28 protein-coding genes are annotated in these 23,709 nt (G+C 64.0%); 9 read left to right on the top strand and 19 right to left on the bottom strand.

Annotated features, from left to right (window positions below):
• Window positions 1–13 precede the first annotated feature (13 nt).
• Window positions 14–376 (bottom strand): flagellar basal body rod protein FlgB, encoded by a 363-nt coding sequence (gene flgB / locus Q8L25_RS16450; RefSeq protein WP_308920380.1) that lies wholly within the window; start codon window positions 374–376, stop codon window positions 14–16.
• Between the two features lie 228 nt (window positions 377–604).
• On the opposite strand from flgB, the gene flgA reads away from it, so the two are divergent.
• The gene (gene flgA / locus Q8L25_RS16455) at window positions 605–1,288 is read left to right on the top strand and encodes a flagellar basal body P-ring formation chaperone FlgA (RefSeq protein WP_308920381.1); all 684 of its coding nucleotides are present in this window, start codon (window positions 605–607) and stop codon (window positions 1,286–1,288) included.
• 8 nt (window positions 1,289–1,296) lie between these two features.
• On the opposite strand, the gene Q8L25_RS16460 is transcribed toward flgA, so the two are convergent.
• The 17 genes from Q8L25_RS16460 to Q8L25_RS16540 form a co-directional block, all read right to left on the bottom strand.
• The gene (locus tag Q8L25_RS16460; RefSeq protein WP_308920382.1) at window positions 1,297–2,043 is read right to left on the bottom strand and encodes a glucosaminidase domain-containing protein; all 747 of its coding nucleotides are present in this window, start codon (window positions 2,041–2,043) and stop codon (window positions 1,297–1,299) included.
• Window positions 2,030–2,470 carry a flagellar export chaperone FlgN gene (gene flgN, locus Q8L25_RS16465; protein ID WP_308920383.1) on the bottom strand — a complete coding sequence of 147 codons (441 nt, stop codon included), beginning with the start codon at window positions 2,468–2,470 and terminating at the stop codon, window positions 2,030–2,032. Before flgN ends, Q8L25_RS16460 begins: the two co-directional genes overlap by 14 nt.
• The gene (gene flgM, locus Q8L25_RS16470; RefSeq protein ID WP_308920384.1) at window positions 2,467–2,757 is read right to left on the bottom strand and encodes a flagellar biosynthesis anti-sigma factor FlgM; all 291 of its coding nucleotides are present in this window, start codon (window positions 2,755–2,757) and stop codon (window positions 2,467–2,469) included. Before flgM ends, flgN begins: the two co-directional genes overlap by 4 nt.
• A gap of 16 nt (window positions 2,758–2,773) precedes the next feature.
• Window positions 2,774–3,832, bottom strand: a complete 1,059-nt coding sequence (locus Q8L25_RS16475; protein WP_308920385.1) for a flagellar motor protein MotB — start codon at window positions 3,830–3,832, stop codon at window positions 2,774–2,776.
• The gene (gene motA / locus Q8L25_RS16480; RefSeq protein ID WP_374694174.1) at window positions 3,759–4,616 is read right to left on the bottom strand and encodes a flagellar motor stator protein MotA; all 858 of its coding nucleotides are present in this window, start codon (window positions 4,614–4,616) and stop codon (window positions 3,759–3,761) included. The genes Q8L25_RS16475 and motA overlap by 74 nt, the downstream gene beginning before the upstream one ends.
• Before the next feature lie 108 nt (window positions 4,617–4,724).
• Complete coding sequence (locus Q8L25_RS16485; RefSeq protein WP_308920387.1) at window positions 4,725–5,468, bottom strand: FliA/WhiG family RNA polymerase sigma factor; 744 nt, start codon at window positions 5,466–5,468, stop codon at window positions 4,725–4,727.
• Between the two features lie 39 nt (window positions 5,469–5,507).
• Window positions 5,508–5,984, bottom strand: coding sequence for a flagellar basal body-associated FliL family protein (locus Q8L25_RS16490; RefSeq protein WP_308920388.1), 477 nt, complete (start codon window positions 5,982–5,984; stop codon window positions 5,508–5,510).
• The gene (locus tag Q8L25_RS16495; RefSeq protein WP_308920389.1) at window positions 5,984–7,858 is read right to left on the bottom strand and encodes a flagellar hook-length control protein FliK; all 1,875 of its coding nucleotides are present in this window, start codon (window positions 7,856–7,858) and stop codon (window positions 5,984–5,986) included. The genes Q8L25_RS16490 and Q8L25_RS16495 overlap by 1 nt, the downstream gene beginning before the upstream one ends.
• Entirely contained in the window at window positions 7,855–8,172 is a 318-nt protein-coding gene (locus Q8L25_RS16500; protein ID WP_308920390.1) for a hypothetical protein, read from the bottom strand. Before Q8L25_RS16500 ends, Q8L25_RS16495 begins: the two co-directional genes overlap by 4 nt.
• The gene (gene fliS / locus Q8L25_RS16505; protein ID WP_308920391.1) at window positions 8,165–8,554 is read right to left on the bottom strand and encodes a flagellar export chaperone FliS; all 390 of its coding nucleotides are present in this window, start codon (window positions 8,552–8,554) and stop codon (window positions 8,165–8,167) included. Before fliS ends, Q8L25_RS16500 begins: the two co-directional genes overlap by 8 nt.
• Before the next feature lie 45 nt (window positions 8,555–8,599).
• Entirely contained in the window at window positions 8,600–10,012 is a 1,413-nt protein-coding gene (gene fliD / locus Q8L25_RS16510; protein WP_308920392.1) for a flagellar filament capping protein FliD, read from the bottom strand.
• A gap of 86 nt (window positions 10,013–10,098) precedes the next feature.
• Window positions 10,099–10,536, bottom strand: a complete 438-nt coding sequence (locus Q8L25_RS16515; RefSeq protein WP_308920393.1) for a flagellar export protein FliJ — start codon at window positions 10,534–10,536, stop codon at window positions 10,099–10,101.
• 8 nt (window positions 10,537–10,544) lie between these two features.
• A complete protein-coding gene (fliI, locus tag Q8L25_RS16520; RefSeq protein ID WP_308920394.1) occupies window positions 10,545–11,855 on the bottom strand; it encodes a flagellar protein export ATPase FliI in 1,311 nt (436 codons plus the stop codon).
• Complete coding sequence (gene fliH / locus Q8L25_RS16525; protein WP_308920395.1) at window positions 11,852–12,541, bottom strand: flagellar assembly protein FliH; 690 nt, start codon at window positions 12,539–12,541, stop codon at window positions 11,852–11,854. Before fliH ends, fliI begins: the two co-directional genes overlap by 4 nt.
• Entirely contained in the window at window positions 12,538–13,578 is a 1,041-nt protein-coding gene (locus Q8L25_RS16530; protein ID WP_308920396.1) for a flagellar motor switch protein FliG, read from the bottom strand. Before Q8L25_RS16530 ends, fliH begins: the two co-directional genes overlap by 4 nt.
• Window positions 13,556–15,292: a flagellar basal-body MS-ring/collar protein FliF gene (gene fliF, locus Q8L25_RS16535; RefSeq protein WP_308920397.1), complete on the bottom strand. Its 1,737-nt coding sequence runs from the start codon at window positions 15,290–15,292 to the stop codon at window positions 13,556–13,558. Before fliF ends, Q8L25_RS16530 begins: the two co-directional genes overlap by 23 nt.
• A gap of 56 nt (window positions 15,293–15,348) precedes the next feature.
• On the bottom strand, window positions 15,349–15,687 hold the full coding sequence (locus Q8L25_RS16540; RefSeq protein ID WP_308920398.1) for a flagellar hook-basal body complex protein FliE: 339 nt from the start codon (window positions 15,685–15,687) through the stop codon (window positions 15,349–15,351).
• 56 nt (window positions 15,688–15,743) lie between these two features.
• On the opposite strand from Q8L25_RS16540, the gene Q8L25_RS16545 reads away from it, so the two are divergent.
• The 8 genes from Q8L25_RS16545 (at window position 15,744) to Q8L25_RS16580 (ending at window position 22,582) form a co-directional block, all read left to right on the top strand.
• The gene (locus tag Q8L25_RS16545; protein ID WP_308920399.1) at window positions 15,744–16,091 is read left to right on the top strand and encodes a hypothetical protein; all 348 of its coding nucleotides are present in this window, start codon (window positions 15,744–15,746) and stop codon (window positions 16,089–16,091) included.
• Between the two features lie 249 nt (window positions 16,092–16,340).
• Window positions 16,341–17,138 carry a FliM/FliN family flagellar motor switch protein gene (locus Q8L25_RS16550; protein WP_308920400.1) on the top strand — a complete coding sequence of 266 codons (798 nt, stop codon included), beginning with the start codon at window positions 16,341–16,343 and terminating at the stop codon, window positions 17,136–17,138.
• A 1-nt stretch (window position 17,139) separates the two neighbouring features.
• Entirely contained in the window at window positions 17,140–17,514 is a 375-nt protein-coding gene (locus tag Q8L25_RS16555) for a FliM/FliN family flagellar motor switch protein (protein WP_308920401.1), read from the top strand.
• On the top strand, window positions 17,511–18,281 hold the full coding sequence (fliP, locus tag Q8L25_RS16560) for a flagellar type III secretion system pore protein FliP (RefSeq protein ID WP_308920402.1): 771 nt from the start codon (window positions 17,511–17,513) through the stop codon (window positions 18,279–18,281). The genes Q8L25_RS16555 and fliP overlap by 4 nt, the downstream gene beginning before the upstream one ends.
• Window positions 18,282–18,554, top strand: a complete 273-nt coding sequence (locus Q8L25_RS16565; RefSeq protein WP_094440865.1) for a flagellar biosynthetic protein FliQ — start codon at window positions 18,282–18,284, stop codon at window positions 18,552–18,554. It abuts the gene before it with no gap.
• An 11-nt stretch (window positions 18,555–18,565) separates the two neighbouring features.
• Entirely contained in the window at window positions 18,566–19,366 is an 801-nt protein-coding gene (locus Q8L25_RS16570) for a flagellar biosynthetic protein FliR (RefSeq protein ID WP_308920403.1), read from the top strand.
• Entirely contained in the window at window positions 19,356–20,495 is a 1,140-nt protein-coding gene (locus Q8L25_RS16575; protein ID WP_308920404.1) for a flagellar type III secretion system protein FlhB, read from the top strand. Before Q8L25_RS16570 ends, Q8L25_RS16575 begins: the two co-directional genes overlap by 11 nt.
• Entirely contained in the window at window positions 20,492–22,582 is a 2,091-nt protein-coding gene (locus tag Q8L25_RS16580; RefSeq protein WP_308920405.1) for a flagellar biosynthesis protein FlhA, read from the top strand. Before Q8L25_RS16575 ends, Q8L25_RS16580 begins: the two co-directional genes overlap by 4 nt.
• A 1-nt stretch (window position 22,583) precedes the next feature.
• Here the strand turns inward: Q8L25_RS16580 and Q8L25_RS16585 are convergent, their stop codons facing one another.
• Complete coding sequence (locus Q8L25_RS16585) at window positions 22,584–23,642, bottom strand: hypothetical protein (RefSeq protein ID WP_308920406.1); 1,059 nt, start codon at window positions 23,640–23,642, stop codon at window positions 22,584–22,586.
• Window positions 23,643–23,709 lie beyond the last annotated feature (67 nt).

The following is a 23,709-nucleotide window of genomic DNA, read 5'->3' on the forward strand; positions in this document are numbered from 1 at the left end:
TTGTCCTCGTTGCTTATTGTCCCGAGATGGCCTTGGCCAGCCCTTTGAGTTTCATGTTGACGAAGGTCAGGCTGGTCTGGAAGTCGGTGGCGTTCTGCGAGAAGGCGGCCTGTTCCACGCCGATCTCGACGGTGTTGCCATCGCGGCTGGGGTGGTAGGGCACGCGGTACAGCGAACTGGCGTCGTCGTCGGTCGACAGCAGGCCGGCCTCGTTGTCTTGCAGTTGCTGCAAGGCGCTGCCGAAATCCATGTCCCTGGCCTGGAAGCCCGGCGTGTTTTCGTTGGCGATATTGGCCGCCAGCACACGCGTGCGGTCGGCACGCAAGGCCAGCACATCGGCGTGCACACCCAGTGCGTCCTTGAAATTAATCCCCATGGTCATCCTTTGTGTTGAATTTGATCGTACTGCTGCGGTTTGGGCTGGAAATCTGGATGCAGGAGTAAAATGCCTGCCTGGTCATGTTGACGCATGGTAAGGTCATGCTGCTTCAAGATTCTTGATTAGGATTAGCAAATAAGGTTAGTAATGATTTATTCGGACCATCATGTCGCGGCACCGCACAAGGCAGGAGCATTTCGCACGCTGCTCCCCGGCCTGTTTTTAATGACCAGCCTCTATAGTAGTGCAGGACGGGCCGAATTGCCAGCCGACAATATATTTTTGCAAGTGCAGCAATTGGCCCAGGAGCAGCTGGCGCAGCAGGCCGCCTCTGCCGGGCTGCTGGAACCGCTGTTCCAGGTGACTGTTGTAAAAACCACGCGTGTCATGCCCGCGTGCCCGGTGCGGGTCGCGCTCGAGGCCCTCGACAGCCGTTCGCCGCAGCGCATGCGCTTTGTCGCCAGCTGCCCGGGAGCGGCGGGCTGGCGCTATGAAATACTGGCGCGCGCCAGCATCAGCGCCAAGGTCGCGGTGACCGGCGTGCCGGTCACCGCCAACACGCCGCTGCAGGCCGGCGACGTGGCCCTGGAGCGGCGCGACGTGACGATGGTGGCCGACAGCATCGCTTCGCTGCCGGCGGTGGTGGGACAGTCGAGCCGGCGCAGCCTGCGCGCCGGCGAGGTGTTGCGGGAAAGCCAGCTGGCGTCGCCGGTGCTGGTGCGGCGCGGCAGTACCGTCAACATCGTTGCGCGAAAGGAACAGGTACAGGTCAGTACGGCGGGAGTGGCGATGGATCCGGGCGCGCAGGGCGAGATCATCCGCGTGCGCAACGCCGCCAGCGGCACCGTGATCCGCGCCGTGGTGACGGAGGCGGGCACGGTGGCGCCGGCGGACTTGCTGGGACGCTGATCAGTCGATCAGTCGGCTGCGGCAGTGCGTTGCAGGCGCGCTGCCAGCTGGCTCAGCTTGGCCGCGTAGTTGGGGTCGGTGGCATAGCCGCCGCGCGCCAGGCCTTGCGCAAACGCGCTGGCGTCGGCGCCCGTATTGAGCGCGGCGCGGTAGCGCGGGTTGTCGAGCAGCACTTGCGCATAATCGCGAAAGGCGCTGGCCTGGTCCGGATAGCTGCGAAAGCGCTCGGTCTTTTTCAGCGCCGTGCCGCTGTCGCCCGCGTATTCGGTGGTCAGGGCGTTGGTCACTTCCCCCTGCCATTTGGCGCCGGCCTTGATGCCGAACAGATTGTGCGTATCGGCCGTGCCCTGGCGCAGCGGACGCTGGCCCCAGCCCGATTCCAGCGCGGCGTGGGCGGCGACGATTTCCGGCGCCACGCCCAGGCGCGCGCCGGTTTCCTCGGTCCACGGCTTGATCGACGATAAAAACTGCTGCTGCACTTCGCCGATCTCGCCCCCTTGGCTGATCGCACCGAGCACATTGGCTGGCGCGCTGTTGGCCGACCAGGCCCTGCCCTCGGGACTGAGCATGCTGGCGTTGCCGCCACCGTGCTCGATAAATGTCGCCACTTCGCCCTGCACCTGCTGGAACACGCTGCTGAAGCTGGCGGTGGAGGCGGTGGCGCGCACATTGCTCTGGATGGCGGTGGTGGCGCTGGTCGGCAAGGTGGCCGCCAATGGGCGGGCATTGCTTGCAAAAAAATCAGCTTGGCGCATAGATATGTTCCTCGCCATGCAGCACGCGCTGCATGGTCGTGTATTGTTCCGTTAACAGCTGGCTGTTGCGGGTGTTCAAGCGCTTGCATTCAAGCACCATCTGTTCCAGTTCTTCCCAGTTGGCGACGGCTTTGCCACGCGCGTCCGCCTGCAGCAGCGCAAACAGCTGTGTCATGTCGGCCTTGGGGCCGAGCAGGGCGGTGACCAGGCTCATGCGCTGGCGGCGGCGGCCATCGAGCGGCTCGACCGCGGCGACGATCTGTTCGGCCAATACTTTCAATTGCCCGGTCTGGTGGCGCAGGGTGGCCTGGAATTGTTCTTCCAGCAAAGCCAGCAGTTCGGCATAACCGTGGCGGTCATCGGTGATGCCCTGCAGTACCCGCTGCACGGCTTCCTGGCGCGTGAGGCCCTTGCGTGGCGCGGTCATGCGTCGCTGCCGTGAAAGCGCTGGATCAGGCCGGCAATCTTGGACGGGTCGAACGGCAGCTCGCCCCTGGCCAGCGCATCGCGCAACATGGCCACTTTTTCATGGTCGACATCGGGCATGGCGCGCAGCGCCGCCATGGCCGGCTGCAACACGGCCGACTGCAGTTCCGCGCCGGCCGACGAACCGCCGGCGGCCGCCGCGGCGCCGGCATTCTCGGCGATCGCCTCGGCGGGCGCCACGGCGGAGTTGCGCAGCGTGGCGCCGGCGGCTCCCGAGGAGATTTTCATACGTTGTCCCTTGCCTTTAATTTGCATGTTCGGCCTGTTCTTTCTTCGCGGGCAAACCCAGCTTGTCACGCAGGCGTTGCAGCGTGGCCGAATCGGGCGCGCCCACTTCCAGTTCCTGGCCCTGCGACCCCTGGCCCGCCATGCCGAACATGGAGGCGATGCTGTCGGCCTGGCCACGCGTCAATATTAACAGCTCGATGCGGCGGTTGATGCCTGCGCCGGCATTTTTCGTGTCCAGCGGCGCGCGGTCGGCCATGCCGACCACCTGCAACACGCTTTCCGGGTTCATGCTGCCGGCCAGCAGTTGCGCGCGCGCCGACATGGCGCGGTTGGCCGACAGGGTCCAGTTGGAATAGCCATCATAGCCGGTATTGGCGTATTGCATCGAATCGGTATGGCCGACGATCAGCATCTGGTTTTCCATCTGCGCAAAGATCGGCCCCATTTCGCGCAGCAGCTTGCGGAACCGGTCGGTCGGCACGGCGCTGCCGCGCACAAACATGCCTTGCTTGTCGGTGTCGTGCAGCATCACGCGCAAGCCGTGCGGCGTGACCACCGACTGCAGGTTGCTCTTCAGGCCGGCTTCGTCGCTGAGCTTGTCGAGTGCGCGCGACAGCGCCATCAGGTCTTCCGGCGTCTGGTAGCTCATCTTCGGCTTGGCGTCGGCGGACTCCAGCTTGCCGTCTTTCTGCTTGCTGCCTTCCGTGCGGGTGTCGCCCATGCCGTCGCGCGGCATCGGGAAACGGTCGATCAGGCTGCCGCGCGGGCCGCCTTTCTGCTCCGGCATCACGCCTTGCCCTTCGCCTTGCCGGCTGCCCGCCAGCGCGTCCATCATGATTTCCTTCATCGCCTGCTGTTCGCGCGCGGCGATCAGCCACAGCACCAGGAACAGCGACAGCAAGGCCAGGCAGAAGTCGGCGAACGCGACTTTCCAGGCGCCGCCGTGGCCATCGTCATCGTGCTTTTTCCCGGCACGCTTGATGATGGCCTGGTCATGTTTCTCATGCGGCTTTAGCACGGCGGCCTCCCCGGCCTTGGCCTTGCTCAGGTTCTTCGCCGCCACTTTCCAGCGCATTGATCCAGCTTTCCAGCTGGGCAAAGCTCGGCTTGATATTGAGCTGCACCAGGCGCCGGCCCGAGTCGATCGCCAGCAGTGGCGGCTTGCCCGCGACGTGGGTCACCAGCACCACTTTCACGCATTCCATGGTCGAACCTTCTTCGCCGACCAGTTGCTTCATCATGTTGCACATCGGATCGAGCACGCCGTAGCAGAAGAAAATGCCGATAAAGGTACCGACCATGGCGGCGCCCACTTTCGACGAGATTTCCGCCGCATCGGCGCCGTCGGCCACCGAATTCATGGCCATCACGATACCGAGCACGGCTGCCAGGATGCCGAAGCCGGGCATGGCTTCGGCAATCTTGTGCAGGGACTTCGAGGGCTGCAGCAATTCATCGTGGATCGCTTCGAGTTCCTGCTCCAGCACGCCTTCGAGTTCATGCGCGTTGATCTTGCCCATTGCCATCAGACGGAAGTTATCGACGATAAAGGCCAGCAGTTTCGGCTCTTCCAGCACCAGTGGATAGCGCTGGAACAGCGGGCTTTCGCGCGGCGCTTCGACGTGGGCGTCGAGCGCCTTCAGGCCTCCGGCCGCCGTTTGCAGCAATTCATACATCAGCAGCAGCAACTGGCGCTGGAATTCCGAGCCCTGTTTCTTGTGCGTGACGACCTTGCGCATCTGGTGCAGCATTTCACCGAGCACATGCTTGGGATTGCCCAGCACCAGGGCGCCGACGGCGGCGCCGATAATGATGACCAACTCGACCGGATGCCAGATCGCTTGGACGGTACCGCCCATCAGGGCAAAGCCTCCGAATACGCATCCCATCACGATTAAGATACCGATAATTACCATGTCAACTGCCTTTCTGCTTGTGCTGCATCAATTTATGGGTGGAGCTCGATCTTACTTATCCTGCAGCATGGCTTTCATTTTGCCCAGTGCCATCTTGTTCAACTGGCATACGCGCGCGTCGCTCAGGTCCAGCACGGCGGCGATTTCCTTGTAGCTCAGTTCGAACTCGTAATACATCTGCACCACGCGCTGTTCACGCTCGTCGAGCGCGCGCAGGGCCTGCTCCAGGCTGCGCCGCACCATCAATTGCTCTTCCGGGCTCGGTGCGCTGTCGGCCTGGCCCAGGCTTTCCTGCAAAATATCGTCAAAGCTGGCGATCAGCTCGGCGTTTTCGGCCAGCTGGTATTCCTGGTACGCTTGCGGCGTCAGCTTCAGCGCCGCCATGATTTCCGCTTCCTGCGGCTCGCGGCCCAGGCGCCGGGTCAGTGCGCGCACACTGTCGCGCAGGCGGTGGCTTTCCTGGCGCACCGCGCGCGGGCGCCAGTCCTGGCGCCGCAGCTCATCGAGGATGGCGCCGCGGATGCGCAGGCTGGCGTAGCTGCCGAAGGACTGGTCCGGCACGCCGTAGCGGCGCAGCGCTTCGAGCAGGCCCATCAGGCCGATCTGCTCCATGTCGTCGCGGTCGATGGCGCCCGATACCTGCGAATTGAGCTGGCGTACGATGCGCTTGACCAGCGGCGCGTAAGCGACCAGGTGGCGCTGTTCCTCCTCCACGCTGAGCACGGCCGCGGCAGCGCCGGCGGCGGCATATTCGCCGGCGCCGTAGGCTTCCTGGTATTGCTCGGCATAAGCCACGGTATCTCCCATCAGTCGTACTGGCCTGCTGGCGTCGGCTTATTCAATGATCAGCTTGCCTACCATGACTTCACTGAACGGCTTTTCCATCTGCTCGCGTTCATAGCTGACAGTGAAAGCCTTGTTGATCTGCTCGGCGTACTGCTCCACCGTCATGGCTTGCGCCTTGTCCATCGAAAAGCTGGACAGGGTGCTGACGGCGATCGAGCGCATCAGCGGCAAATGGGATTTCGCCAGCTTTTCATTCTCTTCGGTGGTGGCGATCACCAGGTCGGCCGACAGATAATGCGTATCGGTTTCGCCGGGACCGTGGCGCAGCATCACGATGACCTTGTCGAGCGTGAGGAATTTGCGCGCCTTCTTGCCGGTCGCCGGCGGCGGCGCCGGCTTGGCGTCGGCAACCTCGCCGTGACCGGCCACCGGCTTGGCCAGGTACCACATGGCGCCGCCCGCGGCACCGGCGGCCAGCAGGGCCACCAGCACGAAGCCGCCGATCAGTTTTACTTTTGTATTCATCAGTTGTATTCCCGCTCATGCATGGCAAAGGTTGAGCCGTATCGTGTATCGGCAGGCGTGCCGTCGGACAGCGCGCGTCCCGGTTCGGCCTCGTCCTGCTGGCGTCCTGGCTGACGCTGGCCACGGCCATCGCCCTCGGCAAACGCCTGCGCGGCCGGGCTGCGCGGCGCGGCGCTGATAGTCACGGCCACCTCGGTGTACTGGCGCTGCGCCAGGTCGGTACGCATGGTTTCGCCGATGCCTTGCAACTGGCGCAACACTTCCGTGTTCGAGGCGGACAGGTTCACCTGCAGCGTGCCGGCCGTGTGGCGGATCGAAATGTCGATCCGGCCCAGCATCGGCGGATCGAGGCGGATCACCGCATGCTCGCTGTTGCGGCCGATCTGCGTCTGCAGGCGCTCGCCCAGCGCCTCGCGCAGCGGCTCCTGCCATTGCTGGGCAGGGCCGTTGAGCTTGATCGTGTCGGCGCCTGGCGTCGGCAGCGTACTGGCCGCAGCCGGCGCCGTCAGGCCCAGGCCTGCGGCAGGCGTCACTGCGGCTGTGGTGGAGGCAACGTTGCGTTCGGCGTCCAGGCTGCCGGCAACGGGGGCGGCAAACGATGGGCCGACCGTGCCTGCCTTTGCCGGCATGGCGGCAGTGTCGACCGGACCGGGATGCGGACGAAGCGCCGGCCGGACATCGACGGTGGTGTCGGCGGCAATGGTATTGCTGGCAGGGATATTGCTCACAGGCATGGATGGCAACACGGCAGCGGCTGGCGTGCCTGGCGCGGCGGCGGTGGCGGGTTCGAATGCCGCAGCAGTTCCATCGGACCTGGCCGACTGGACACGTGGCACAAGGCCTGGAACAGCCGGTGCCACGGCAGGGGGAGCGGGCAGGATGGCGCTTGCGGCCAGGTCGTCCGTGCCAGTGGCGGGCGCCGCTGGCACGCTGCCAGGCGCAAACGTTGCAATGGCAGCCGGCGTGATGGCCGGAATGAATGTTGCCGCAACAGCAGGCTGCACGGCAGCAACCGGCGCTGGCGCTTCCGCGGCGGCCGGCATGGCTTTGCCGCGCACGGCAGGCGCTGCGGTTTTTGTTTCGCCAGGCGGCACAGGCATGGCCGCCGCCAGTGGCTCGCCCAGCCGGGGCGCTGGCACCAGGGTGCCCAGTTGCGCATTGAATTGCATGGCGACCGGCCGCACCGCCAGCTGCGTGGTGGTGATCGCGGCCATGTCGCGCGGTGCGCCGGCAATCGCGGCGCGCGCGGTTTCCGGTGTCGCCGCCGCCGGGGCGGCGAGAGGCGTTGCCGTGCCGGGCGCCGTGGGCGCCGTGGGTGCCGTTGGCGCCGCTGCCACAGCTGGAGCAGCAGGAATTGATATCGCAACGGTGGCCGGCGTGGCGCTGACTGGCGTGATGGTGACAGGTGTGGCTGCAACCGGCACTGTGCCGGCTTCGGTCGCGATGACAGGGGCGGGTGCCGCCATGTCGTTGCCGCGGCTGCCGTCCATGTCGTGCCGCGGCGGTATCGCTGGTGGTGCCGCCGTCACCTGCGCAGACAGCCATGGCGCGGCCATGGACGGCAACGGGGTTGCTTGCGGCAACGCCGGCACGTCATCGGCTGGCGGTTGTTCGGGCTCGTCCGTCTTCGCGGGTGCCTCGGCGACCGGCCTGGCGGCATGCACGGCGTCGCCGAGGGCGTCCGCAAACAGCGGCATGGCAGGGGCGGGACGAATGCCGGCCAGCACAGGCGGTTGCGCTGTCACGGCCACACTTGCATCAATGGCGGCAGTGCCGCCAGTCGTGGGGGGGCTGCCGACAGTCACCGCTGCCATCGTGCCGAACAAATCGGCTGCGTTAAAACTCGCAGCCTTGAAATTGACTAAAGTATTCATGCTTGATTTCCATCTTGATACATGTCGCTTTCCAGCGCGTAGGCGACCCAGCCTTCCTGCTTGGAATGGATCTCGCCCAAGTGCAGGCCCAGCCTGTGCTTTTCATCGGAGCACAATTGAAACGCGCTTGCATGCGCCGCGCGCAGCGTGCGCAGCGCCACCTGCTCGTTCGCGCTCACGCCGCCCCGTTCGGACAGCAGCGCAAGCTGGCGCGCCAGGCGCTGGTCCAGCACATCGAGCGCGGCCCAGTCCCGCTTGCCGGCAGCGGCCTGGATCTCGCGCGCGAACTGCAGCAGCAAGGCGCTGTTATCCATGCTTGGCCTGGACACCCAGCCAACCCTGCTTGATGGTGGTGAGCAAAGTCGTCACTTCATCGATCAGCGTGGGGTCCAGGTTGATGCCGGCCAAGTAAAGGCGGCCGGTGCAATACTCATACAGGCGACCCAGGTTGGCGACCACCTCGCCACCTTGTTCGAAATCGAGCGAGCTCGACAGTCCGTTGATGATCTCCGTACATTTGTTCAGGCTGACAGCCTTTTGTTCGTAGCGTTTGCCGACGATATGCGCGCGCGCGCGCGCCAGTTCTTCCAGCAAGCCGTCGGTGAGCAGCAAGACCAGTTCGACTGGCGTGGCGCGCGAGGTTTGCGCATCCAGGTTGACGGCGTGGTAATCACTGTAGGCATCGTGGTTCATCATTTTCTTTCACTATAAAATGCTGAGACTGGCAACGGGCGCCAGCCTCTATTTTGTCTTGTCGTTGCCGAACAGGGCATCGAACATGTTGGTGGTTTGGGCCATTCGTTCCTGCAAGATTTGCAGTTCCGTAAATTGCGCCTTGTAGCGGTTGTACATGGTCGTGTAATCGGTTTCGAACTTGGCCTGCCGTTCTGTCAGCGTTTTTTGCAGCTTGGCCACCGAGGTTTCGCGCTGCGCCAGCTGGCCGTTGCTTGATGTCCATATTTCAACAAACTTGTCGAGCTTGCCGGCGATGCCGCTGGGCGCGCTGGCCGAGTTGTTGCCGATAGCCTTGTCGAGGCCGGTCGGATTGGCTTTGACTGCCGCTGCCAGCTTGGTCGTGTCGAGGGCCAGGGTGCCGTTGCGCTGCGCCGTGATGCCAAACGTGGCCAGCGCGCCGCTGGCTGTTTCGCGCAGGGTACGCACCAGCTGGTCGCGCAGGACGCGCACGCCGCTGTCGGTGGAAAACGCGCCGGCGGCCTTGCTGGAGGCCGGATCGCCGGGATCGGTCAGCCCATCGAGTACGGCTTTCAGTTTGTTGTAGGCGTCGACAAAGCTTTGCGCATTGGTGGCGGTGGCCGAGGTGTCGAGCGCCACCGTCAGCGTGATCGGCGCGTCGCCATCGGCCTGCGCCTTGGTAAACGTCATCTTCACGCCATCGATATTGCTGAAGGTGTTAGACGACTGCTTGACGCGGTTGCTGAGGTCGCTTGTGTCAGCCGGCTTGCCGCCAATCCAGATGACAGCGTCCTGCGCCTCGACCAGCTGTTTTGGCTTGACCGCCAGGGCGGTCTTCAGATCGCCATCGGCCATCGCGCTGCCGTCGATCGAGAGCGCGCCTTCTTCGCCACTGACGTTCGAGGTCAGTACCAGCTGCGGCACGCCGCCGATGGTGATCACGGAGGCGGTCACGCGCGAATTGTTTTTCGGTTCCGCATTGATGGCGGCGGCGATTTCCTTGGCCGACAGCGTCTGGTCGCCATCGCTGTTGGCCGTGCTCAGGTCGACCGTGAAATCCGTATTGTTCGCCAGCTTGATCTTCAGGGTGCCGTCGCCGCTGGCAGGTATGGCATTGCCGCCGATGCTGCCCAGCGAAATCTGGTTGCTGGTGGCCACTTTTTCGACGAACAGCGAATACGTGCCGGCCGCCGCCGTGGCGGTGGCGGTGGCGCTGCCGACGGCGGTATTGCTGAGGGTGGCGCCCTGCGCGACCATGGTCTTGCCGTTGGTCAGCGAAAGCAGGCTGGACGTGAAATTGTTCAGCGCCATCTTCATGCTGGTCAGGCCAGCCGAGGTGGCCGTGGCCGCCTTGGTCTGTTCCGTGATGCGCGCCTGCAGGTCGGCCGTATACTTGTCGGTCAGCGCCTGCGCCGATGCGGTCGGATCGTAGGTATTCGATGCGTTGGTGGTGATGGCCATGTCAGACTCCTAAAATTAGCATGCAGGATATACGCAATGACAAGGCGACCAAATATCGACAGTTGTGAAATTATTTCTGTAAAACATCATTTTACCTGCCCGCGGAACCAGAATTGCGTTGCCAGTTCATCTTGGCGCTTGGCATCCATCCGCTGTTGTTCGGTTGCAACGATACGCTGTTTTTGTGTCAGCACCTGGTCCAGCACCTCGCGCTTGGCCCATGCCGTGTTGAGCGCCCGCTGCGAGACGGCCATGTTGGCCTCGTGCAGGTGCAGGTCGGTGCGGTGCTGCTGCGCCATCTCCATCACCGATTGCTTGAAGTTGCCGCAGTTGACCGACAGCGCCAGGTGCAGGGCGCCGCTGGGGCCGCTGTCGGTGTACAGGCTGGTCAGGCGTTCGAGGTTCTTCTGGTAGCGGTCGCGCACGGCTGTCTGCGCCGCCATTTCGGTTTGCAGGCGCTCCACTTCGGTGCTGCGCAGGCCGACCAGGGTCGTCAGGTTGCGGATGGTATGCGAGTTGCTCATCAATGTGCCTAGGACATGATTTGTTCAAGTTGGGTAATGCAGGGCCCCATCGGCGCTTCTTCCTTGGTGCCCTGGCACAGGAACGCTTCGATCTGCGGATGCAGCTGCACCGCGCGGTCGGTGATCGGATCGGCGCCCGGCACATACGCGCCCAGCGGGATCAGGTCGCGCACGCGCGCATGGCGCGCCATGGCCGCCTTCAGTCCGCGCGCCGCCTGCATGTGGCCAGGCTGGATGACTTGCGCCATGCAGCGGCTGATGGAGGCGGCCACGTCGATGGCGGGGTAGTGGCCCCGCTCGGCCAGTTCGCGCGTCAGCACGATATGGCCGTCGAGAATCGCGCGCGCCGTGTCGACCACCGGATCCTGCTGGTCGTCGCCTTCGGCCAGCACGGTGTAGATGGCGCTCATGCTGCCGTCGACGTGGGCGCCGTTGCCGGCGCTTTCCACCAGTTGCGGCAGATTCGAAAATACCGACGGCGGATAGCCGCGCGTGGCCGGCGGCTCGCCCAGGGCCAGCGCCACTTCGCGCAAGGCCATGGCATAGCGCGTCAGCGAATCGACCAGCAGCAGCACGTGCTGGCCCTGGTCGCGGAAATGCGCGGCGATCGAGTGGCACAGCTCGGTGGCCATGATGCGCATCAGCGGCGACTCATCGGCCGGGGCGATCACCAGCACGGCCTTTTTCAAGCCTTCCGCGCCGAGCGACTTTTCGACGAATTCGCGCACCTCGCGGCCGCGCTCGCCGATCAGGCCGACCACCACCACGTCGGCCACGGTCTGGCGCGTGATCAGGCCCAGCAGCACGCTTTTTCCCACTCCGGAGCCGGCCATCAGGCCCACGCGCTGGCCCTTGCCCAGGGTCAGCATGCTGTTGATGGCGCGCACGCCGACGTCGAGCGGTTCGACCACCGGCTGCTTCTTCAGGGGATTTATCTTCGGCGGCGAGACGTCGAGGATATGCTCGCCGCCAAGGCGGCCCAGGTCGTCGATCGGCTCGCCCAGGCCGTTGATCATGCGGCCCAGCCAAGACGGCCCGATCTGCAGGCTGGCCTTGTCGGGCAGGGGCAGCACGCGCGCGCCGGTGGTGAGGCCGGCGGCTTTCTTGAACGGCATCAGGTAGGAGACTTTTTCGCGAAAGCCGACCACTTGCGCGTCCAGCCATTCGCCGCTGACAGTTTCGATCTGGCAACGCTGGCCCGTGTGCAGCTTGCAGCCGGCGCTTTCCAGCAGCAGGCCGGAAGCGCCCACCAGGCGCCCGGTGGGCGTGGCCACCGGGATATCGCCGATCTCGAAACTGCGCAGCGTGTCGGCGATCATGCAGGCGCGCCCTGGTCGGCGTGTTCGGCGGCCAGCGCCAGGTGGCTGCTGACCTGGTCCATGCAGGCGGCCAGGCGCTGATGGCAGCCGGCGTCGACTTCATTGTCGCCGGCCTTGATGCGGCATTCGCCGGCGTCAAGGCGCGCATCGGCGATCAGGTTCCAGCGCTTGGCGCGCTTCGGATCGAGTTCGCTGATGCGTTTCAATTCTTCGGGATTGAGGTAGACGTCGATTTCCTCGCGCGTCGGCGGCATCGAGGCCAGGGTCTCGTCGACCAGGGCCAGCAACTGCACCGGCTGCAGCGCCAGTTCGGCGCGGATCACCTGGCGTGCCACCTTGGCCACCAGGTCGACCACTTCCTTGCGCTGGGCGGCGCGGTAGTCGGCCCGTACTTTCTTCAGGTCGCGCAGGATCGCGTCGACCGGGCGCGCCAGCTTGTCGAGCGCCACTAGGGTTTCATTGCGGCCTTCTTCGCGGCCCTGGACCACGCCGTCGTTGCGGCCCGAGTCGTAGCCATCCTGCTGGCCGCGCACCAGGCCCACTTCATAGCCGTCGCGCTGGCCTTGCTCGAAGCCTTCCGAGACGGACGCCTGCCACTGGCCGTCGGTATCTTCGGAGCTCGAACGCTGGCCGGCGGCGATGAATTGCGACAGCGGCGGAAACCGGTAGGTGCGGAAAGGCTTCATTCGATCACCGCCTCGGCAAACAGTTGAACTTCGATTTCGCCGGCGTCGGCCAGTCCCTTGACGGTGGCCATGATTTCCTGGCGCGTCTGTTCGATGCGCGACATCGGCACCGGACCCGAGCGGCGCATCATGTCCTCGAAGCTTTGCGCCTGGCGGCGCGGCATGGTTTTCAGCACCGCGTCGCGGATAGCCGGCTCGGCGCCCTTGAGGGCGATGGCCCACTGTTCCATCGGCACGTCTTCCAGGATGCGCGTGAGCGTGACATCGCTTTGCGTGGCCAGGATCAGGAAGTCGTACATGCTCAGTTCGATTTCCGAGACCACTTCCGGATCATGCGCGCGCAGCAATTCCACCAGCGCGGCGCGGTTGCCCGGCATGCGGTTGAGGATTTCGGCGGTCTGGCGAATGCCTTCCACGCTGGTGCTCTGGGTGTCGAGCGTGCCCAGACAGCGGCCCACCAGTTCGTCCAGTTCGACCAGCAGGTCGCGGTCGATTTCGTCCAGGCGCGCCAGGTTCAGCAGCACCAGGTCGCGCCCTTCCACCGGCAGCGCGTCGAGGATCTGGCCGGCCAGCGCCGGCGGCAAAAAGGCCAGGAACACGGCCTGCATCTGCACGTGTTCGTTGACGATGTATTCGGCCAGCCACTTCGGCGAGGCCCATTGCAGGCGCGCCATTTTCGGCCGGATCGCATCGCCGTAGATATTGTTCAGCACGCTATTCGCGATATCGCTGCCCAGCGCCAGGTCGAGCGAGCGCTTGAGGTAGCTGCGCGAGGCGCCATGCACGCCGCTTTGCTGGCGGTAGTCGTCGAAAAAGGTCTGCATGGCGGTCTTCACGGCTTCGACCTTGATGCCGCTCATGCGCGACATCACCTGCGTCACTTCCAGCAACTCTTCGCGCGACAGGCAGCGCAGCACGGCGGCCGCCTGTTCTTCGCCTATGCTCAGCAGCACGATGGCCGCCTGCTCGACCGGCGTCAGGCGGGTGTTTTCATCGTCCTGTTCGTCAGGGAAATTATTGTTGTTGAGTTCGGCCATTTTTCTGCATCCATTGTTTGACGACTTCGGCGACACGTTCCGGTTCTTTTTCCGCCAGCACTTTCAAGTGGTCGACCATCACGTCGACGGCCGAACCGGGCGGTGGCAGGTTGTAGTTTTCCAGCAGCGGCACCACCGGCATGTTGCCGCCGGCAGCCGCCGCGCCTTCGAGTGCCGGCGCGCCGGGTGCGGCGCCCAGCGCCGGCACGGCCGCTGCGCTGCCCGCCGTGCCGGTAGCGGCGGCGGGCAGGCCGTTGCCGGGCAGCGCCAGGGCGGGATCGAGCTGCTTCAGTTCCGGTGGCGCCAGGCGGCTGGTCAGCAGGCGCAGCAGCGGCCGCAGGACCAGGAAATAACCGAGCACGGCGCCCAGTGCGTACAGCAGCCAGCTGCTGAAGTCGACCACAGTATCGCGTTCTTCCCACCATTGCGCCACTGGCTGTTTGGCAGGGAAGGGCAGGGTGGTCAGGCTCAGGCTGTCGCCGCGCTGGGCATTGATGCCCAGGCCGCTGCGCAGCATTTTTTCGATATTCGCCAGTTCGGCCGGCGTCCAGCCGGCCTTGGCGTCGGGCGCGGCGGCGCTGTTGAGCACGACGGCCACGCTGAGTTTTTCCAGTCGGCCACGGCTGCGCTTGATCTGCGTGATGCTGCGGTCATAGGCGTACTGGCGGGTGGTGGCATTCTTGCGGGCGGTGCCGTCGTCGGCCGGTTTCGGTGCGCCGCCATCGGCGCCCGCTTCACCGGCCGGGGCCGGCACTGCGGCGGCCGGCGGCCGGTTCGACAGGCTGCCCGGAATGCCGGCCACGGTGCGGTTGCGCTCCTGCTCCTCGCGCATCGCCTCGCTGGTCACTTTCGGCGCTTCGCCGTATTTTTCCAGGGTTTCCTCGACCCGGTCATTGTCGACCGCGGCCGTCACGCTGAGCTTGAAATTGTCTTCGCCGAGGACCGGGCCGAGCAGGCCGGTGATATTGCGGCGGATTTCATCCTGGTAGCGCTTGGCGCCTTCGTTGCCGGCGGCCGAGGCGTCGAAGCCGTCGGCCAGGTCGATATGCGAGGACAGCAGGTTGCCGCCCTGGTCGACCAGGCTGACGCGGGTCGGCGCCAGGCTGGCCACGCTGCCGGCCACCATGTTGATCACGGCGGCGATCTGTTCCGGCGCCAGGGTGCGGCCCGGTTTCACCGCCACCACGATCGAGGCCGACGACTTGTCGCCATCGCTGGCGACGAACGAGGTCGACTTGGCGATCGACAGGTGCACGCGCGCCGAGGCGATCGCATCCATGGTCATGATGCTTTGCGCCAGCTCGCCTTCCAGGCCGCGCCGGAAGCGCACGTCCTGCACGAATTGCGACACGCCCAGCGGGTCGTTCTTGTCCATCAGCTCCAGGCCGGCCGGCAGTTGCGCCGTCACGCCTTTCGAGGCCAGCAGCATGCGCACCTTGCCCAGCATGGCGTCGGGCACCAGCACCTGGCCGCTATCCGGATGCAGGCGGTACGGAATGTGTTCGGCGTCCAGGGTCGCCATCATGTCGGTGACCGCCACTTTTTCGCGCGCGCCGAACACCGGCTTGTAGTTGGCCTGGTCGCGCCAGAAATACATCATCACCATGGCTGTAATGCCGATGGCCAGGACAACGATGGGAACCAGGTTTTTCAGCAGGGCGGGTGGAACGGCGGGCTGGGCGCCAAGGCGCCAGCGCGCAAATGCGGACTTCATGGGGGTAATCACGTGGAATGACTTTCGCTTGGAGGCTGGGCGTGGGGGTAAGCGTATTACAGAGGCAGTTTGATCAATTCATCGACGGCGCCCATGACCTTGTTGCGTACCTGCATCAACATGGAAAAGGACAGGCTCGCTTCCTGGCTGGCCAGCATGGCGCCGACCAGGTCGTCGCTCTTGCCGCTGTCGACATCGCTGACCTTTTGCGCGGCCATGCGTTCATCGGTGTTGATCTTGCTGAAGGCATCCTGCATGCTTTGCGCAAAGGAAAAGCCTGACGGTTCCTGCGCGCCAAAGTTGGCGGCCGGCGCGATGCTGGCTCCCAGCGCGCGCGCATCGTTGCCCAGTGCTGCCAGGTCGGCCTTGATCAGACCTGCGAGTTCATTGCTCATCTTGCCCTCTACTTTCAAAATGCGGTGCGGTATCAATCAGAATTACTGGTGTTGCCATGTCGCCTGGCCCGGTGTTATCGGACCCATCAGTTTTATCAGTTGCCACGCCACGCACTGCGAGAACGATTTTCAAGCAAACTCACACTGTCGTATGCAATATGTCTGCAGGCCATGACAATAATAGTCAGCCGATAAAAACGGCATTTGACGGCAATATCAAACAAAATCAAATTGTCATCAAAGCGGAAATCGGCGAGGTGGAATGGCGTGCTGCAAAGCGATATTTTATGGTCGCAAGCTTACCTCGCGGCAACTATAAAGTAAAGGACGGATTGCCCTCGCCAATATTGACTCATGGCAATATGTATCGATTTACTGTATTGTTCAGCACCGTGGAGAACTAAGATAATCCGAAAGGCGCAATCGTTTGCTCGTGCATTGCGTTGCAGCATAGCGAGCGCTTGCCTTTTCTGTTCCGATTCCGCCGGTAATGGCGAGTGACGCTGTATATCCGCTGTATGCAAGACCGGACGATCCCGTATAATTTGTTCTGCCATCGCAATACCGACATGACCCACATGATAACTACCAAGACAGATCAAACTTTGCGCCATCAAGTCCTCGATTCCTGTCTGCTTGGGCGTCCTGTCCACTTGTTGCACGTCTTCGGCGCCCAGTTGCGCGACGACCTGGCAAGCGGACTGCGCCTGCCGATGAGCCGCCGCTACTGGGGTAATTTCCAGATCGACGACGTCAGCCTGTCGCGCGTGGACAACGAAGACAACAGCAACCGCTGGCTCGCCTTTGCCTCGCCGGCCGGCCAGGCCGGCTTTTCGCTGGACCGCCAGATCCTGCTGCACGTACTGAATTATCGCTACGGCCGCGCCGGCACGAAGAGCGTGGCGGCCGATCCGGCCACCGTGCGCGTGACGGCCACCGAAGAGCGCCTGGCTGTGGTGCTGGGACAACAATTGATTGCCAGCCTGTTTGCGCGCATCCACAATAACCTGCAGGCGGTCGGCAAGGCGAGCAGCATCGATCCGGCGGCAGTGCTGGCGGTGCAGCCCGGCGTGCGCCCCGCGCGCGGCAGCTGGATCGTCACCATCTCGCTCAGCGATGCAGAAGCCGGCCTGGCCGGACAAATCTGGTTTTCTCTCGACAAGCCATTGATGGCCGACGTGTTGCGTGGCCTGCTGCCCGAACGCGCGCAGGCGAAAAAGGCGCTGCGCAGCGTGCGCCCGCTCGCTTCGCGCTTGCAGGTGACGCTGGAAGGGCGCCTGGTCAGCAAGCAGGTGCAACTGGGCGCCTTGTTCGACCTGCGGGTGGGCGACGTGATTCCCGTCAGCCTCAGCCGCACCGATGTGATGCTCGACGATTCACGGCTGTTTACGGCCGCCGTTTCCGAACACAAGGGCAAGCTCTGTCTAACCTCATTTGAAGATGTTGAATAATATGAATATTACCGATACCAACCAGAGCGAAACCTTGCTGGAAGACCTGGGCGATGACATGATCATCGACCAGGGCGATGTGAACGGCGTGAGCGACGTGACCAGCACGCGCGCGCGGCGCGACATTCCGCAGATGATGCGCAAGATTCCCGTCACCCTGACCCTGGAAGTGGGCTCGGCCCGCATCTCGCTCGAAGAGCTGATGGCGATCGGCCCGGACAGTGTGATCGAACTCGACATGCTGGCCGGCGAACCGCTGGTGATCAAGGTCAACGGCACGCCGATCGGCCGTGCCGAGGTGGTGGTGGCCGGTGAAAACTACGGCCTGAAGGTAATCGATCTCGATGGCCTCAATCTCGATCTGATGACAGCATGAAGCTGGCGGTAACCGGCTGGCGCCGCCACCGCGGCGCGCTGGCCGCGGCGGCCGCCGTGCCCTTGCTGATGCTGGCGTGCGCCAGCGCCGGCGCACAGGATCTGCTGGCCGGCGTGGTGCCTGGCGCAAAGACCGACCTGTCGGTCAAGATGCAGATCCTGGTCATCATGACCTTGCTGGGCCTGTTGCCCTTGATGGTCATGATGATGACCAGTTTCACCCGTTTCGTGATCGTGCTGTCCCTGCTGCGCCAGGCCCTGGGCCTGCAGCAGGGCTTGCCCAACCGTATCGTCACCGGCATCGCCCTGATCTTGACCCTGCTGGTGATGCGCCCGATCGGCGAACAGGTGTGGAAAGAGGCGTTCGTGCCGTACGACCGCGACCAGATCGGCCTGCAGCAGGCCCTGAAAACGGCCGAAGTGCCGATCACCCGCTTCATGCTGGCGCAGACGAGCAAGGCGGCGCTGGCGCAGATCGCCCACCTGGCCGGCGAGCCGTCGACCATGCGCCCGCAGGATCACAGTTTTACCGTCAAGCTGGCCGCCTTCGTGCTGTCGGAATTGAAGACCGCCTTCCAGATCGGCTGCATGCTGTTCATTCCCTTCCTGATCATCGATCTGGTGGTGGCCTCGGTGCTGATGGCGATGGGCATGATGATGCTCTCGCCGCTGGTCATCTCGTTGCCGTTCAAGCTGCTGCTGTTCGTGCTGGTCGATGGCTGGACCCTGACTGTCAACACGCTGGTCACCAGCATACAGGCCTATTAAATGCTGACGCCGGAAGTTGCCGTTGACCTGGTCATCGAAGCGCTGCACATTGTCATGCTGCTGGTCGTGGTGCTGGTCGTCCCCGGTTTGCTGATGGGGCTGGTCGTGGCCTTGGTGCAGGCCGCCACGCAGATCAATGAGCAGACGCTGAGCTTTTTGCCCAGGCTGCTGGTCACCCTGCTGGCGCTGATCCTGGCCGGGCGCTGGATGTCGGGCTATCTGATGGATTATTGCGTGTCGATTTTTCAGCGCGCCGCCACCCTGGTCGGCTAGCGGGCGGGCGCATGAACGAGATTTTCAACCAGGTGCTGCCGTTCCTGCTGGCTGTATGGTGGCCGTTCTGCCGCATCCTGGCCATGCTCAGCGCCTCGCCCGTGATCGGCGACGTCACCGTGCCGGTCACCGTGCGCATCCTGTTGTCGCTGATCCTGGCGATCCTGATGCTGCCGGTGATGCAGGCCTCGGGCGCGTCGCGTGAACTCTTGAGCATCGATCCGTTTTCGCTGTACGCCATCGTCGCCACCCTGGAGCAGGCCGTGATCGGCTTTATCCTGGGCCTGGCGTTTCACTTCGCCATGTCGGTGATGTCGGTGCTGGGTTTCCTGGTGTCGAGCCAGGTGGGTTTTTCGATGGCCGTCATGAACGACCCGCTCAACGGCACCTCGTCGGACGTGATTTCGGGGCTGCTCACCATCATGTGCATGATCGTGTTTTTCGCCATCGACGGCCACCTGGTGCTGACCGGCGTGATCGGCGCCAGCTTCAAGGCCTGGCCGGTGGGGCAGGGCTATGGACCGATGCTGCTGCAGACGGTGGCCTACAACGTCTCGTGGATCTTTGCCGCCGCCATGCTGCTGGCCCTGCCGATCGTGTTTTCCACCATGGTGGTACAACTGGGTTTCGGTTTCCTGAACCGCGTGGCGCCGTCGCTGAACCTGTTTTCGCTGGGCTTTTCCATGATTACCGTGTTTGGCCTGCTGATGCTGGCGCAGATCGTGAAATTCATTCCCGAGCACTATATCGCCATGACCAACCGCGTGCTCGACATGATTCAACAACAGATGCGGGTGGCCCATGGCGGATAGCAGCACCGGCGACAAGACCGAAAAGGCGTCACAGCAGAAGCTGAAGAAGTCGCGCCAGGAAGGGCAGGTGGTGCGCTCGCGCGATCTGTCGACGGCGCTCGGCATCCTGATCAGCATGAAGCTGTTCGTGTACCTGCTGCCGGGCTACCTGGAAAGCTTTCGCGAGCTGTTCGCGATGTCCTTCATGCCGCTCGACAGTACGGGCGCGCTCGACAATGCCATGTCGACCGCGTTCACCACCTCGGTCGGCCTGTTGATCAAGATGATCCTGCCGCTGTTCTGCGTGCCGTTTTTTGTCGTGCTGGGCTCCCTGGTCCCGGGCGGCTGGGTGATCAGCACCAAGAACTGGATGCCGAAAATGGAGCGCCTGAGTCCGGCGAAAAACCTGGGACGGCTGGTGAGCCCCAAGCATGGCTTCGAGTTCGGCATCTCGATCGCCAAGGCCGTGGTGCTGGGCATGGTGCTGGTGCATGTCAGCCGCTCCAGCCTGGCGCAATACGTGGACCTGCAGCACCGGCCATTGCAGCAGGCCATGCTCGACGGCTCGGCGCTGATGCTCGACGGCCTGATGGCGCTCATTTCCGTGTTTATCCTGTTCGCCATCATCGACGTGCCGGCGCAGGCGTTCTTCTTTGCCAAGAATCAGCGCATGAGCAAGCAGGATGTGAAGGAAGAGCACAAGAGCAGCGAAGGGCGGCCCGAAGTGCGTCAGCGCATCCGCCAGTTGCAGCAGCAGCTGGGCCGGCGCAGCGTGCGCAAGACGGTGCCCGACGCCGACGTGGTGATCGTCAATCCGGAGCATTATGCGGTGGCCCTCAAGTACGACCAGGACCGTGCCGAGGCGCCGTTCGTGGTGGCCAAGGGCGTCGATGAAATGGCGCTGTATATCCGGCAAGTGGCAAAAGAGCACAATATTGAAACACTCGAGCTGCCGCCGCTGGCGCGCGCCATCTATAACACCAGCCAGGTGCAGCAGCAGATTCCCGTGCAGCTGTACCAGGCCGTATCGCAGGTGCTGAACTACATCCTGCAACTGAAAGCATTCCGGTCGGGGCAGCGCGCTGCCCAGCCCCTGTTACCCACCGAGATGGCAGTGCCATCGAATCTGAGCGAGGTTGTACCGTCATGAATTTCCTGAACCGACTGGTTGCCGAGATGCGCCGCCACAAGTTCGCCACACCGATGTTCCTGTTGGTGATCCTGGCAATGATCATCTTGCCGCTGCCGCCGGTGCTGCTCGATATCCTGTTCACCTTCAATATCGTGCTGGCCCTGATCGTCATCCTGGTCAGCGTCTCGGCCAAGCGGCCGCTCGATTTCTCGGTCTTCCCGACGGTGATCCTGGCCACCACCATGCTGAGGCTGACCCTGAACGTGGCCTCGACGCGGGTGGTGCTGCTGCATGGCCATACGGGCGCGGACGCGGCCGGTAAAGTGATCGAAGCGTTCGGTAACGTGGTGATCGGCGGCAACTTCGTGGTCGGTATCGTGGTCTTCGTGATTTTGATGATCATCAACTTCGCGGTGGTGACCAAGGGCGCGGAGCGGATTTCCGAAGTGTCGGCGCGCTTTACGCTGGACGCCTTGCCGGGCAAGCAGATGGCGATCGACGCCGACCTGAACGCCGGCCTGATCAACCAGGAAAAAGCCCAGATCCGCCGCAAGGACGTGGCCGCCGAAGCGGACTTCTATGGCGCCATGGACGGCGCCTCGAAATTCGTGCGCGGCGACGCCGTCGCCAGTATCTTGATTCTGATCATCAACATGGTCGGCGGCGTGGCGATCGGCTCGCTGATGCACGACCTGTCGTTCGGCGACGCTTTCCGCCAGTACGCCTTGCTGACCATCGGCGATGGCCTGGTGGCGCAGATCCCGGCGCTGCTGTTGTCGGCCGCGGCCGCCATCCTGGTCACCCGCATCAGCGATTCGGGCGACTTCGAGCAGCAGGTGGCGGGCCAGGTCCTGACCTCGCCGACCGTGATCTTCAGCGCGTCCGGCATGATGGTGGCGCTGGCCCTGATCCCGGGCATGCCGTGGTTCATGTTCATGACGTTTGCGGCGGTGCTTGCGTTTGTTGCCTGGCGCCTCACGCAGCAGCGCATCAAGGCACCCGATAACTCCGGCATGGCGGCCATCGAAGCGGCCTTGCTCGGCGACAAGCCAGCCGAGCTGGAATGGCAACAGTTGCCGGCCGTACAGCCGCTGATGGTGATGCTCGGCTACAAGCTGGTTGGCATGGTCGACAAGACCCAGGGCGAGCCGCTCAACAAGCGCGTCAAGGGCGTGCGCCAGAGCCTGTCCGAAGCGATGGGCCTGCTGCTGCCGCAGATCGGCGTGCGCGACGACCTGGCGCTGAAACCCTCGCAATACACCATCATGCTGTCCGGTACGGTGGTGGCCCAGGCCGAAGTGCAGGCCGACCGCCTGATGGCGATCCCGTCGCCCAATGTGTATGGCCAGCTCGACGGCATTCCCGGCATCGAGCCGGCCTACGGCATGCCCGTCACCTGGATCGAACCGGGCGCCAAGGCGCATGCGCTGGGCATGGGCTACCAGGTGATCGAGGCGCCCAGCGTTATCGCCACCCACCTGTCGAAGATGATCCGCGAGTACCTGCCGGAACTGTTCCGCCATGAAGACGTCTCGAACATGATGGAACGCCTGACGGCGCTGTCGCCGAAACTGGCGGCTTCGCTCGACAAGGCGCTGACGCACACCCAGCTGCTGCGGGTATTTCGCGTGCTGCTGGCCGAGAATGTGTCCTTGAAGGATATTGTGCCGATCGCCACCACCTTGCTCGACAGTTCGGAGACGACCAAGGATCCGATCCTGCTGGCGGCCGAAGTGCGCTGCGCGCTGCGGCGCCAGATCGTCGGCGGCCTGTTCGGCCAGAAGATGGAAATGCAGGCGTTCAACCTGGGCGGCGAGCTGGAAAACATGCTGCTGGGTTCCTTGAACCAGGCGCGCCAGTCCGGCAAGGTGACACTGGACAACTACCCGATCGACCCGCATCTGCTGTCGCAGCTGCAGGTGAACATGCCGGTCGCGCGCGAACAGATGAAGCAGCAGGCCACGCCGCCGCTGCTGCTGGTGCTGCCGCAGATCCGTCCGCTGCTGGCGCGCTATGCGCGCCTGTTCGCGCCGGGCCTGCACGTGCTGTCGTATAACGAGATCCCGGAAAACCGCGAAGTGAGCATCATCGGCACCGTAGGATAAGTCAATCCTGCTCGTCGATGGGCGTGAGTAGTGCCGGTTCCGGCGCATCGGCCGGCAGCACGATTTCTTCCAGCGTGGCGTCGCCCCAGTAGTCCTTCGGCGCCGCCACTTCCTTTGACATGATCACCGGCTCTTCCGGCACCGCCGGCGCAGCTTCCGGCCCGGCCGGATCCTGCGCCACTTCCGCTGGCGGGCGCGTCAGCAGCAACGCCACCCCGGCCATCGCCTGGAACAGCGGCTGCGACAGCGCGCTGGCGGCTGCCTGCATCGGATAGCCGGCGTGCGCCGGCTGCGCATGCAGCACGCGGTTCAAGCGGCAGCGCAGCAGCCGCAGGCCGGCCTGGCGCACGCAATCGGCGATCTCGGCCAGCATGCGGCGCAAGTGCGCCAGGACCAGTTCGTCATCGGACGCCAGTTCCAGCAGCACGCCATCGTTGGCCGGCTCCATCTGGATCACCACCCGCCCCACGCCATCGATCAGCAGTTCGACCCGCAGCGCCACCTTGCCGTTGCGCTTGCGCGGCGCGGCGTCCTCTTCGTTGCCGGGCAGCACGCGCAGCAGCAGGCGCTGGCCGCCCCAGCCGTAGACGGCAAAGCGCCACGCTTCGGTGTCGAGCGGCAAGGAGGCGCGCGCCACCGGCTGCGGCTCGGTCATGAACAGGGTGCCTGGCAGGTGCTGGCCGCGCGCGTGTTCCTGCAGCGCCGCATATTGTTCGCCGTAGGTTTTCACCATCACGCGCCAGGAGGCGGCCAGCTGCGCCGCATCGGGCGGCTGCCACACCAGCTGGCGCGTAAAGAATAATTGATTGACCTGCATCGCGCTGCTGTCGCGCGCGGTGGCGCCCAGTCCCGGGTCGCCGGGATTCGGCTTGATCAGGGATGCCAGGCCATCTTGCGCCTGCGCCAGCTGTGCCGGCAGATCGGGCGCCGGCGCCATGAAGGGGCCGACGGGCACCAGCGGCTGCACCACGCCGGGCGTCAGCGGCGTGGCCGCACTGACGTCCAGGCGCTGCGTAATCAGGGGCAGGGCATTGCCTGCGGAGATGCGGTCTATCGCCATTGCTGTTCTTCCCGCCTGGGAGGAAAAAAAAGCCAACTGCTTGCGCAGTTGGCTCTGGTCTGCCTGA

This window comes from Janthinobacterium sp. J1-1 (genome assembly GCF_030944405.1).
Taxonomy (GTDB): Bacteria; Pseudomonadota; Gammaproteobacteria; order Burkholderiales; family Burkholderiaceae_D; genus Janthinobacterium.

Excerpts from the sequence above, each read along its gene's own strand:
- flgB (WP_308920380.1), bottom strand. The coding sequence starts at position 376 with ATGGGGATTAATTTCAAGGACGCACTGGGTGTGCACGCCGATGTGCTG.
- flgA (WP_308920381.1), top strand. The coding sequence starts at position 605 with ATGACCAGCCTCTATAGTAGTGCAGGACGGGCCGAATTGCCAGCCGAC.
- Q8L25_RS16460 (WP_308920382.1), bottom strand. The coding sequence starts at position 2,043 with ATGCGCCAAGCTGATTTTTTTGCAAGCAATGCCCGCCCATTGGCGGCC.
- flgN (WP_308920383.1), bottom strand. The coding sequence starts at position 2,470 with ATGACCGCGCCACGCAAGGGCCTCACGCGCCAGGAAGCCGTGCAGCGG.
- flgM (WP_308920384.1), bottom strand. The coding sequence starts at position 2,757 with ATGAAAATCTCCTCGGGAGCCGCCGGCGCCACGCTGCGCAACTCCGCC.
- Q8L25_RS16475 (WP_308920385.1), bottom strand. The coding sequence starts at position 3,832 with ATGCGCTGGAAAGTGGCGGCGAAGAACCTGAGCAAGGCCAAGGCCGGG.
- motA (WP_374694174.1), bottom strand. The coding sequence starts at position 4,616 with ATGGGCGGTACCGTCCAAGCGATCTGGCATCCGGTCGAGTTGGTCATC.
- Q8L25_RS16490 (WP_308920388.1), bottom strand. The coding sequence starts at position 5,984 with ATGAATACAAAAGTAAAACTGATCGGCGGCTTCGTGCTGGTGGCCCTG.
- Q8L25_RS16495 (WP_308920389.1), bottom strand. The coding sequence starts at position 7,858 with ATGAATACTTTAGTCAATTTCAAGGCTGCGAGTTTTAACGCAGCCGAT.
- Q8L25_RS16500 (WP_308920390.1), bottom strand. The coding sequence starts at position 8,172 with ATGGATAACAGCGCCTTGCTGCTGCAGTTCGCGCGCGAGATCCAGGCC.
- fliS (WP_308920391.1), bottom strand. The coding sequence starts at position 8,554 with ATGATGAACCACGATGCCTACAGTGATTACCACGCCGTCAACCTGGAT.
- fliD (WP_308920392.1), bottom strand. The coding sequence starts at position 10,012 with ATGGCCATCACCACCAACGCATCGAATACCTACGATCCGACCGCATCG.
- Q8L25_RS16515 (WP_308920393.1), bottom strand. The coding sequence starts at position 10,536 with ATGAGCAACTCGCATACCATCCGCAACCTGACGACCCTGGTCGGCCTG.
- fliI (WP_308920394.1), bottom strand. The coding sequence starts at position 11,855 with ATGATCGCCGACACGCTGCGCAGTTTCGAGATCGGCGATATCCCGGTG.
- fliH (WP_308920395.1), bottom strand. The coding sequence starts at position 12,541 with ATGAAGCCTTTCCGCACCTACCGGTTTCCGCCGCTGTCGCAATTCATC.
- Q8L25_RS16530 (WP_308920396.1), bottom strand. The coding sequence starts at position 13,578 with ATGGCCGAACTCAACAACAATAATTTCCCTGACGAACAGGACGATGAA.
- fliF (WP_308920397.1), bottom strand. The coding sequence starts at position 15,292 with ATGAAGTCCGCATTTGCGCGCTGGCGCCTTGGCGCCCAGCCCGCCGTT.
- Q8L25_RS16540 (WP_308920398.1), bottom strand. The coding sequence starts at position 15,687 with ATGAGCAATGAACTCGCAGGTCTGATCAAGGCCGACCTGGCAGCACTG.
- Q8L25_RS16545 (WP_308920399.1), top strand. The coding sequence starts at position 15,744 with ATGTCGCCTGGCCCGGTGTTATCGGACCCATCAGTTTTATCAGTTGCC.
- Q8L25_RS16555 (WP_308920401.1), top strand. The coding sequence starts at position 17,140 with ATGAATATTACCGATACCAACCAGAGCGAAACCTTGCTGGAAGACCTG.
- fliP (WP_308920402.1), top strand. The coding sequence starts at position 17,511 with ATGAAGCTGGCGGTAACCGGCTGGCGCCGCCACCGCGGCGCGCTGGCC.
- Q8L25_RS16565 (WP_094440865.1), top strand. The coding sequence starts at position 18,282 with ATGCTGACGCCGGAAGTTGCCGTTGACCTGGTCATCGAAGCGCTGCAC.
- Q8L25_RS16570 (WP_308920403.1), top strand. The coding sequence starts at position 18,566 with ATGAACGAGATTTTCAACCAGGTGCTGCCGTTCCTGCTGGCTGTATGG.
- Q8L25_RS16575 (WP_308920404.1), top strand. The coding sequence starts at position 19,356 with ATGGCGGATAGCAGCACCGGCGACAAGACCGAAAAGGCGTCACAGCAG.
- Q8L25_RS16580 (WP_308920405.1), top strand. The coding sequence starts at position 20,492 with ATGAATTTCCTGAACCGACTGGTTGCCGAGATGCGCCGCCACAAGTTC.
- Q8L25_RS16585 (WP_308920406.1), bottom strand. The coding sequence starts at position 23,642 with ATGGCGATAGACCGCATCTCCGCAGGCAATGCCCTGCCCCTGATTACG.